4 protein-coding genes and 1 pseudogene are annotated in these 9485 nt (G+C 57.1%); all 5 read right to left on the reverse strand.

Going from position 1 to position 9485, the window contains the following annotated elements; all coding sequences use genetic code 11:
- Positions 1–296 precede the first annotated feature (296 nt).
- Positions 297–1418 carry a nodulation factor fucose acetyltransferase NolL gene (nolL, locus tag IVB42_RS13810; RefSeq protein ID WP_018455501.1) on the reverse strand — a complete coding sequence of 374 codons (1122 nt, stop codon included), beginning with the start codon at positions 1416–1418 and terminating at the stop codon, positions 297–299.
- Positions 1419–1992: 574 nt separating this feature from the next.
- Positions 1993–3153, reverse strand: a pseudogene (locus tag IVB42_RS13815) (transposase).
- A gap of 591 nt (positions 3154–3744) precedes the next feature.
- A complete protein-coding gene (gene ectB / locus IVB42_RS13820; protein WP_018455506.1) occupies positions 3745–5007 on the reverse strand; it encodes a diaminobutyrate--2-oxoglutarate transaminase in 1263 nt (420 codons plus the stop codon).
- A 1204-nt stretch (positions 5008–6211) separates the two neighbouring features.
- Positions 6212–6640 carry a response regulator gene (locus IVB42_RS13825; protein WP_051112988.1) on the reverse strand — a complete coding sequence of 143 codons (429 nt, stop codon included), beginning with the start codon at positions 6638–6640 and terminating at the stop codon, positions 6212–6214.
- 49 nt (positions 6641–6689) lie between these two features.
- Positions 6690–7319, reverse strand: coding sequence for a response regulator transcription factor (locus IVB42_RS13830; RefSeq protein WP_051112989.1), 630 nt, complete (start codon positions 7317–7319; stop codon positions 6690–6692).
- Positions 7320–9485 lie beyond the last annotated feature (2166 nt).

Consider the following 9485-nt stretch of genomic DNA (forward strand, 5'->3'; position numbering starts at 1 on the left):
CAAAACCGCCGCTGCCTGAACGGGTCAGATGCCGCCCTCGATACGAAGGCCATCCGTCAAAAGCGCGGGCGTCATCGTGCGGAGAAAATCGCGCTTACGATTGAACAGACGGACGCAATGGGCTGAGTTCGCCGGTGCCATACAAACCTGAGCAATACACGCTTCGATGGGGTTGCTCTTATGCCGATCACCGGCTCGACGGGCGGCACGCCGTCGCCGTCGAACGCTGTTCCGGGCGTCACAAGTCGATGCCATCGCAATACCCTGCCGTACTCAAACAATTAAATGCAATACAGCTAGTTTATTGCAGGTTTGGCCTGCGGGAGACCTGAGCGTGGCGGCATTCCAACGACGAGCTGAGATAGATATGGAACGCCGCGAACAATCGAGCGCACCATTAGCGCGATCGCAATAATCGAGGCACCGAGCAGACCCGCGATGATCAACCGGGTCGTGAGATCCCAAAGTTCTCCGAATTGTACGAAATCCATGAGACGGAACACGGTACCCTGGACCAGGTAGAGCAGCAGCGTGGTCTGGCCCAACTCCACAGCGATAAAGCGGGCCATCCGATTTGAATGGCCAAGGCTCCAGCATTGCAGCAGGAGTTCGATAACGATTGCTGAGGCAGCTGCAGAGCCAACAAACATCAGAAGCACGTCTTTAGCCGACCGAAGATCGTGAATTACCCCAAGATTATTGTAGACATAGGTGTCCTTGCCCCACGCTAGAAAGCATACGCAAGTGACTATCGAGAGAAATAAGACCAGGAGCGGCTTGTGACGTCGCCATGTACTCGTCCATCGTTCTCTCGATTGAGCAAGCAAGAAGCCGAAGCAGAAGAATGGGTAAGTGAATCTGATCAGGGGTGATATGGAGAATGTCAGAGGCGCGAGTGCGACCAGTATGGCTACGCCAGATATGACCCACGATCGCTGGTCGAGCCTGCTAGAAATCTTGATGAGAAGGTAGGAAACAAACGTGGCCCAGATGAACCAGTAGGTGCCAGCGAAATCGTCTAAAAATCCCAAAAGTCCGCTCGTTATGCTGGTCGCGCGCCACAATGCCGCCAGCTTAACGGTCTCCATGAACGTCCACCAAAACAGCATCGGCAGCAAGAGCTGCTTCGCACGGTCGCTGGCGGCTCGAGTGAACGACTTTTGCAGCAGCGATCGAGAAGAAAGATATCCGCTTATCGCCATAAAGAGTGGCATGTGAAACATATAGATCGATTTGTAGTACGGCGAATACCAAAACCCGTCGTCTCGGTAGATGACATACTGGATCAGGTGCCCAACGATCACCAAAAGAATGAGCGCACCTTTCGCGAAGTCTAAGCTCAGATCTCGATCGTTAGCCTCTGTCGTGCGCGAGCTCGGGGCGATCGTTCCAGTCACGCGTAGCAATGTATGAAACATCTAGATATCTGTTGTTGATGAGCCGGCGGCCCGTTGTTCGGTTCTTCTGCCTCATTTTTGATCCAAACGAAAGGTGATGGCGGGACTTTTTGGAAGGGAGTAAGCTCAGCTTGTTTTAGCCTTCAAGAACGAGCTGTGGGCCGAGCCTCTCTGAATGCCTCAAGGAACTTCGCGGCAGAACAGATATCTAGGTCAAGGTAGTGATGTAGCAGTACGGGCGCGGCATACTATTTGCAGAGGCAGGTTCTGGGAGGAAGACTGTCGCACTCAGTCTCCCACTCAGCCCGACGCATTTCAGACCCGGCAGATGCGTCGGGCTTCTTCCGTCCGCCCAGCATACTTGACATTTGGCCGTCACCTTCGGTTGCCGCCGAGGCGCTCACGCCAATAGGCGCTTCTGATGCTGAACTCGGGCACGCCAACATTGGGGTTGCGGCAGTGTGCTACGCGCACACGGAGAGCGGTGCTCTGCAGACTGGGGCAAAAGCCGAGGACCGACCCTTTCTGATTGAGATGCTGGCTCGGTTAGCGTAGCTGACGCCGTGAACAGCGCCGGGGATCTCCCGATGGCTGTTCAACCGGGCCGACGCTGCCGGAATGAATGCCACGCGGCCGTCGTGACGTGGGCAACGGGCTTGATCGTCCTGCGATCGTGGCCGCACGCAGAACCGATCATTGCTTATGCGCCTTCAATCGTCCGACGCCCTTGTTGACCTCGAGCGCCAGCCGTGACCCGTCGCAGGGCCATCCCGCCCGCGTTTGATGTTGCGCGTGACACCGCGAATGGTGCGCATCATGTTCTCGGTGATGTTGTACAGGCAAGCGATGAACGAAGCTCCTTCGGCAACTTCAACCGGACGACAGTCAGGATTTCGTCGAGGCGCGCGAGGATGCTCACAGCTACGCCGAGCCATGCCGATCGACTCGACGCGCGACATTGCGGATCAATTCTTCAGCCCTTTCGGCGTCATCGAGCTCCCAGGTTGGCGCAGCACCCGACGGGTGGCCGCATGATGCTCTTTCGGCAGGCGTTCCATGATGTTTGCGCACCTTGTAGATCTGGCAGCGCTGGGTCGTGGCGACCGAACCGAAGGTGCGGCAGATCGCCTTCGACAACGCTCAACAGTCTTGGCACCGCCGGGTCGCGCCCGCGCGAAACCAGATCGTCCAGTAGGGCCTGAAACGTTGCGGCAATCCGGTCGCCCCTTCCACCAGCGCCACGGATGCTTTTTGACTTCGCCGTCGACCCCGTCGCGGTGGCCAGCACAAGATCGTCGCCGAGATGCAGCCCGTCGATTTGGACCACCAGAAGGTCGAGCGCCGACAGATCGGCCGCCATGAAGTCGGCCAGCCGCGCCGTCGGCAGCGCTACGAACCTCCGCGAGGCAGCCGACTTTGACACCCCCCGATCCGGCCGATGCCTGCACGTCACCCTCCGGCAGCCGGACAGCGCGGGCGAACCGGCGCGTCAACACATTGATCAGCATCAAGTCCATCGCCCAGCGAGCGAGCCAGTGCTCCTGCGCCGCCATTGTCCCAGGACGGAATCGTGACCTCGCGGGCGTTCACGCCCTAACCCGTTCGCAGGCCGCCGTCACATCCGCCTCCGTCATCGTGCCGAGCGCCTCGATCCCTGCCGGAAGGCAGAACCGGTCAAAGCTCGCCTGCACTTTCGCAAACGCTTCGTCCACAGCCCGGTCGCCGGCCAACCAGCCGGTGTGATATCTCTCGTCATCACGTCGCTCTCCTTTGTGGAATCAGCACGCCGAGCCTACCGGCTCAACGGCAACCCCGACCTCTTCAGGAATTCAACAGAACCCGGGACATCCCCACCGCGCGTTCCTTGACGGCTTTCGTCGCAAAGCCGGCCGCGGGATGATTGCTGCTGCGCCTATGCTGTAAACGGCTCGGGCTGGATCGCTGCTGCTCAATCTACGGTCCTAACAAAGTCCGCGCTCGTGCGGCTGGCATCTGGCCGCCAAGAAGCCATACACAAATTGGACTCCATTCCGCACAACGAGCTGACCTTCGGCCGACCTCAGACTGGAAAACTTAAATAAGCCACCCCGACCAGAGTCGCTCGCGAGGGCGAGGTTCTATGGTCAAAGGTGCTGCTCGCACTCACGTTGTGGACCGAGGAGGGCAGCAGGCGCTCTCCGCGGATAAGCCGACTCGGCCGATCTCGAATAGCCTTGGCCTTCAGACGTCACCTTCATGATCATCGCTTCAAAACTCCTGACCATTTCGGCGGCAAGCAAGGGCTCACGCCAGTGACTTGTGCGGCGATGGTGTCGGTAGCAACAGTTTCTCTCGTGTGCCTACAAGTTTAGCTTGCTCGGGCTGAATTCAATGTTTCGGTCAATGACTCCTCAAATATATCTAGGCCTTGTCCCAACGTTTCTTGATCGATCGTAAGTGCAGGCAAGAACTTGACAACCTGATCGGTCGGTCCGCATCGCTCGATAATCAATCCCTTTTTAAAAGCTCTATGTGACGTTGCCTCTGCGATTTCGGTCGTTTTGCAATCGAATCCACATACCAAGCCCCGTCCACGAACAGCAAACTTGTTTCCGTGCTGGTGCGCGATAGCATCGAGTCTACGCCGCATAAATGCGCCCAAGCGTCGGACCTGTTGCGAGAGCGTCTGGTTGCGCCAATACAGATTCAAAGCCGCTTTGCCAGAAACGAGTGCAAGGTTGTTTCCTCGAAACGTCCCCGTGTGCTCGCCTGGTTCCCATGCGTCAATCGCTTCTTTGATCAGGAGCATCGATAGTGGCAAACCGTACCCACTCAGCGATTTCGACATTACAACAATGTCTGGCGACAACGCGGCGAACTCGAAACTGAAGAACTCGCCTGTACGGCCACAGCCCATTTGGATATCGTCAACTACGAAAATAGCTCCGACCTCTTTTGCCAAAGCCTCAATTGACTGCAACCATTCCTTACCGGCGACGTTAATGCCTCCCTCTCCTTGCACGGTTTCGACGAGAATGGCGGCTGGAAGATCAGTGCCACTGCTCTCATCCATTAATACCTTTCGCACGTAATCCGCCGGACTGTGAGCGGAGCCAAGATACCCATCATAGGGCATGAACGTTGTGCCGGATAAGGGAATGCTGCTGGCTTTGCGGTAAAAGCGGTTACCGCTCGCGGCTATGGCTCCCAAGCTTTGACCGTGATATCCATTCGTGAAAGAAATGACGTTGTGACGTCCTGTGATCTTACGCGAGAGCTTTAGAGCTGCTTCAACAGCGTTAGCTCCCGTAGGCCCTGTAAATTGAAAGCGGTAGGAAAGATTCCGTTCACGAAGGATGACAGAGCTAAAGGTCTCCATAAATTCGACCTTAGCTGGAGTGGCCATGTCCAAGCCGTGGACGACGCCGTCCGAGTCCAGATACTCGCTGATTGCCGCTTTGATCTCCTGATTGTTGTGGCCATAATTTAGCGCTCCAGCGCCGGACAGAAAGTCAATGACCTTTCGGCCATCCTCTGCGAACATAATCGAGCCGCGCGCCCTGCTGAACACAGCAGGAAAGGAACGTGAGTACGAGCGCACGTTAGACTCTAGCATTTCGACTGTCTTCATTCTGTGCGGCTCGTGTCCTCCAACCATGTCGTCGTCTCCTCGACAAGAAAATCTGCCCGACGAACAAGCGCGCGGCCAACATTGTACAGGATTGGCGGATCATGAGCGCACGGTTCCGGCGCCTCTCGTCGTCCTTTGGGCTCTGCGTAGGGCGTCTGAAAATCAGCTCCAACGGCTTACCCGAGGAACCAGGCGGAACAAAGCTACTATGTCTAGTAGTTTCGTCCCCATCCAGCGAGGGCCCAGGCTAAGTCGTCTTTCGCGGGCAGGTTTGCTTAGTCGCGCGCGATCGAAGAATTTGCGCATACAGCGCGGTTAGCTTGGAAGCGGGGAAGTATGTGGGCCGAGAAAGTTCATCGCGACCAGAGGGCCGATGCGCTCCCGGCGACCGCGGAGCCCGCCAGCCGGAGGCGTGTGTTGGATGCTCACGCTCAGGGTCCCGGCGAGTAGAAGGGACAGGGCCGCCGCGGATCTGGCCCGGTGCGCGGGCTTATCGCTCGTCCAGAGCCGCCGCTTTGGGCCTTGCGTTTGGCCGGGATCGGCGCGGAGAGTGGTGGCGTGGATGCGTTCGGCAGCAAAGGCGTGGCTTGAAATTGCTTCGACCAGTGGCATTTGTGTTGCCCTGCAACCCGATTGCGTAGGTTCGGGTGCTTCGGCCCGCCAAAGGGTTGCTGGGAGCGAACGCAAATTGGCGAGTTTGGCGTACACCGCTCGATCCTTCGAAAGCTCAACATCGAAAATGCGGCCTTTGGGTTTCCTGTGAATTCCGAAGCGATCGCCTCGACAGACTGCGGGATTTTGGACGCGATCGTCCCGTCCTGCTCCCGCAAACTCGGTGCCAGATTTGTCTGGAGCGGTGGCACAAGTTTCAGGTGAATTCTTTGTTCTAACGACGTCCTGCCGGCAAGCCGCTGCCGTAGCACTTCGCGCTAAGCTCAGCAAGGATCTTAGGAGTGAAGGTAGGGCGCTCGTTAAACCGATGAGGGCCTCGCCTCCTCTGATTGCGCGATCATACCAAAGGCGCCTTGTCAGGAGCCCGACGTTGCAAGTGCTTCAACCAGATGCCGAAAGTGCAACAACAACGACAGGAATGCGGCAAGAAAGGCGATGGTCCACTGGCACGCGGTAAGCACGGGCAGTCGCGCATTGATCGACATCGTAAGCGCCGCGCGAGTGCGCTTGGTCCAGACTGCTTCCCCATCTTTCACGCGTTCGTTCCACCCTGCTCGCGAAGCGCTGCATCGAGGCAGGCGCTCAACTCCAGGTCAGCAAACGGCTTGGCAAAAAAACCGGCTACGCCCGCGCTCAACGCGCGAGCTCGCGTGCGATCATCTGCGAAGGCAGTCATCAAGATGAACGGTGCAGCGTGGCCCTGGGCTCGCATCTTTTCCAAAAGTTCAAAGCCGCTCATCATGGGCATCTGCACGTCTGCAATGACACAGGACGTGTGGTTCAATTGAGACGACCGCAAGAATTCCTCAGCCGATGCAAACGTATGAACGATGTGGCCCTGCGATTTCAAAAGATTGTTCAGTGCGGCACGAATCGCAGGATCGTCGTCAATAACGGAAACAGTTGAATACCTAGACAAGACGACCTGTTCTTGGTTGGGCGAAGGCGCTGGCCGACGCATGACGGCCAGCAGAAGGGTGCGCGTGTACGACGAAATTGTAAAATCATACTTAGGTTTGTACCGTGAAACGCTCAGTCCCAATTCCCAGCCTCTCAGCCATCCTGATCAAATCGGCTAGCGATCGAGCTCCCATCTTCTTCATCACGTGGCCGCGATAGATTTTGACTGTAATCTCGGCGAGCCCGAGTTCCGCGGCCACCTGTTTGTTCAATAGCCCGGCGGCGACCAGTTTCAACACATCCTGCTCTCGTGGACTTAGGGCCTCAAACAAGGACTGGAGCCTGCTGACCACCTTGTCTACACCTCGTCTCTTCCGATCCTGTTCGATAGCTGCGACTACGCCATCGAGTAGTTCCTGATCGCGAAACGGCTTGCTGAGAAAATCGATTGCTCCACTCTTCATGGCTTTGACGGTCATCGGAATATCGCCATGAGCGGTGATGAAAATGATGGGAATGTGAATCTTCTGTTTGGCTAACTCATTCTGGAGCTCAAGGCCGCTCAATCCAGGCAGCCTGATGTCAAGCACAAGGCAGCTAGGAACATCAGGGAGCTCGCTCTGGAGCATTTCCCGGGCGGATCCGTAAGCAACGACATCTAGACCGATCGAACGAAATAGGTTGACCAGCGATTCGCGCATTGAGAGGTCATCGTCGACGACGAAGACGCTCGGCCTCACCTCAGGCCCGACGACATTTGGGGCTTCCTTCCGGGGTTCAGAGCGCTTGGTCACGATAAGAGCCTCACTTATACGATTTACAGTAGATTTATTGCCTCACGACCACCTTCGATTGATCGCATAGGCTTTTGAGGACGTTCGCGCAGTGCAAATCTTTGAAATTTTCAAGGTATGTGACCGGTCAGCCATTCGCGCCAGCGTGACGCAGACAGGAAAGTGTAGCAAAAACCGCCCGACTGGTCGAGAACTGCCTTTGGAGTCTGTCCGCCGTCGCGTTGGATTGGCTCCCAAGGCGCCGATCAAACGATCAGCAGCCGATCGAGAAGCACCGAATCCAGAACTTGAGGCGCTCGCTTTAGCGGCGGCGCGTGTCGCCTGGCCTTGGCGAGTGAGACTGCAGCGGACGGCTCATTATGCGGCTGAACGATCAGAATGCCCGTCGCCTTGGTAGTTGCACGCGGGGGCGCGAGCTGAGCGAATCGGCCCGATTGTGCCTGTGCATGCGCCGATCCCGCCGGCGTCGAGATCGGCAAGCGGAGTAGACTATCGCACCCATGCTAAGGAAAATAGACATCAGAGCGAGTAGCAGCGGCATCAGCAACATGAACTCTTCTTTTCCGTCGTCGGAGCGCCTGTGAGTTGCTCTGTGTGAGGAAAGCACCTTGTACCGATTTCGTACAACCTGACGCAAGGTGCGATTCAAGTCCTTTCCGTCATGTTTGTAGCAAAGATGCTCGAATTCGAGCTGCTGAAGGGGCGCTCACGTGCGTTCGTGGCGTTGTTCCTTCACGAGCCTCGCACCCCAACATGAGGCGGCGTAATCTGAAGGAGAGGCGGGACACACTCCATTCGGTGTCCAGCTGCGGACCGGTTCGCCAAAAGGCAGTTGCATTTGCTCTCCTGCACCAGCCAAACAACCGCTGATCCAGCGAAAGAATCACTCTTCCACCAGAATTTGCGGACATCAGAGGTCCGTGCCCGGCACCTTGAAGGTTCGCTCTTGACCTACATAGGAAGGACAAAACGCGCCCCGAGGGGTCAACCTGAAGGTGTTGTTAGACCTGCCAGTAGCTCATCGATCCGCTAAGGGCCCAGGGCCAGGCAGAAGCATTAAAGGCGAGCCGACGCACTCCGTCGAGAAGAAAGTGCGTCGGGTTCGCCCCACATCGCCAGTACATCCGTGGTGATGCTGCCTCCAATGAAGCAACCAGCGTGGCAAAGCTGAGGCTCGCTCAGCAAGGCAGAGTAGGTCGTGACTCCCCGCTACTTCGTGCCGGCCAGGAAGGGGGGCTTGGTCATTCGTAGCGTCAGTTTGTACGATGCCGGCGCAGATCTATCGAATTGGCAAAGAAGGCGTTCCGCTGTACTTTATTCTAATTCCAATTCTCTTCACCGGTTTTGGGGTAGCCTACGCCTTGCTTGAACAGCGGTTCAAGCAGCGAGAACTCTCTCGGTCATCGGCTTCGCAACGGCCGGCAATTGCCCTGCGGCGAACGGCAGCGAGCGGCATTCCGATCAGCGAGGGCCTATACGGGCGTTCGGTGAGCATCAGGGGTGCCTTTGTCGCGGGTCAGTTGCTCCATCATTGGAGGAATGAAGAGAATAGTTATGGGCGCGGTTTCGCTCACACTTGGCTTTCAGATCTGCCCTTGATGCTGTGGTTCAGAGTCGATGACTGCATGGCGCACTCCAACAATGGAGCCAGGAGTGAACGTCGATCTCGAAAACAGCACCGCTCGTGTCGCCGGGATTTCTAGCCTGAGCGCCCTTGCGGCGTTTATGTTCAGCGACTCGAGCGAGCATCTTGCTTCTCCTCGGGTCTTAGAACCGAAGCAGCGATCCGGGCCCTGCTGCACGTCGGGCAGTGCGCCATGGTCGGGTAACGGGCCACGAGCCCACTCCATCGAATACAATCCTTCGCCGACACACTGCGCTAGCGAGAGCGCCGCCGCCGATTCTGTGCAGGCTCGGCCGGCGCGCAGGATTGGGCTGGATCGACACGCTTGGGCCACGTATTGGGTGTGTAAGTCGCATCTCGGCGTGCCGCCGTCCACTCTTTGGCGGCCTTAGCATTACAGTTGCTTTTGTTGCGGGCTTCTGAATCCATGGGCAACCATGATTCGAATGTCGTGGGCGCGGGCCGCGTCGGTTGAGGCGACGCTTGCG

It is taken from the genome of Bradyrhizobium sp. 45 (assembly GCF_023073155.1).
In the GTDB taxonomy this organism is placed as follows: domain Bacteria; phylum Pseudomonadota; class Alphaproteobacteria; order Rhizobiales; family Xanthobacteraceae; genus Bradyrhizobium; species Bradyrhizobium canariense_D.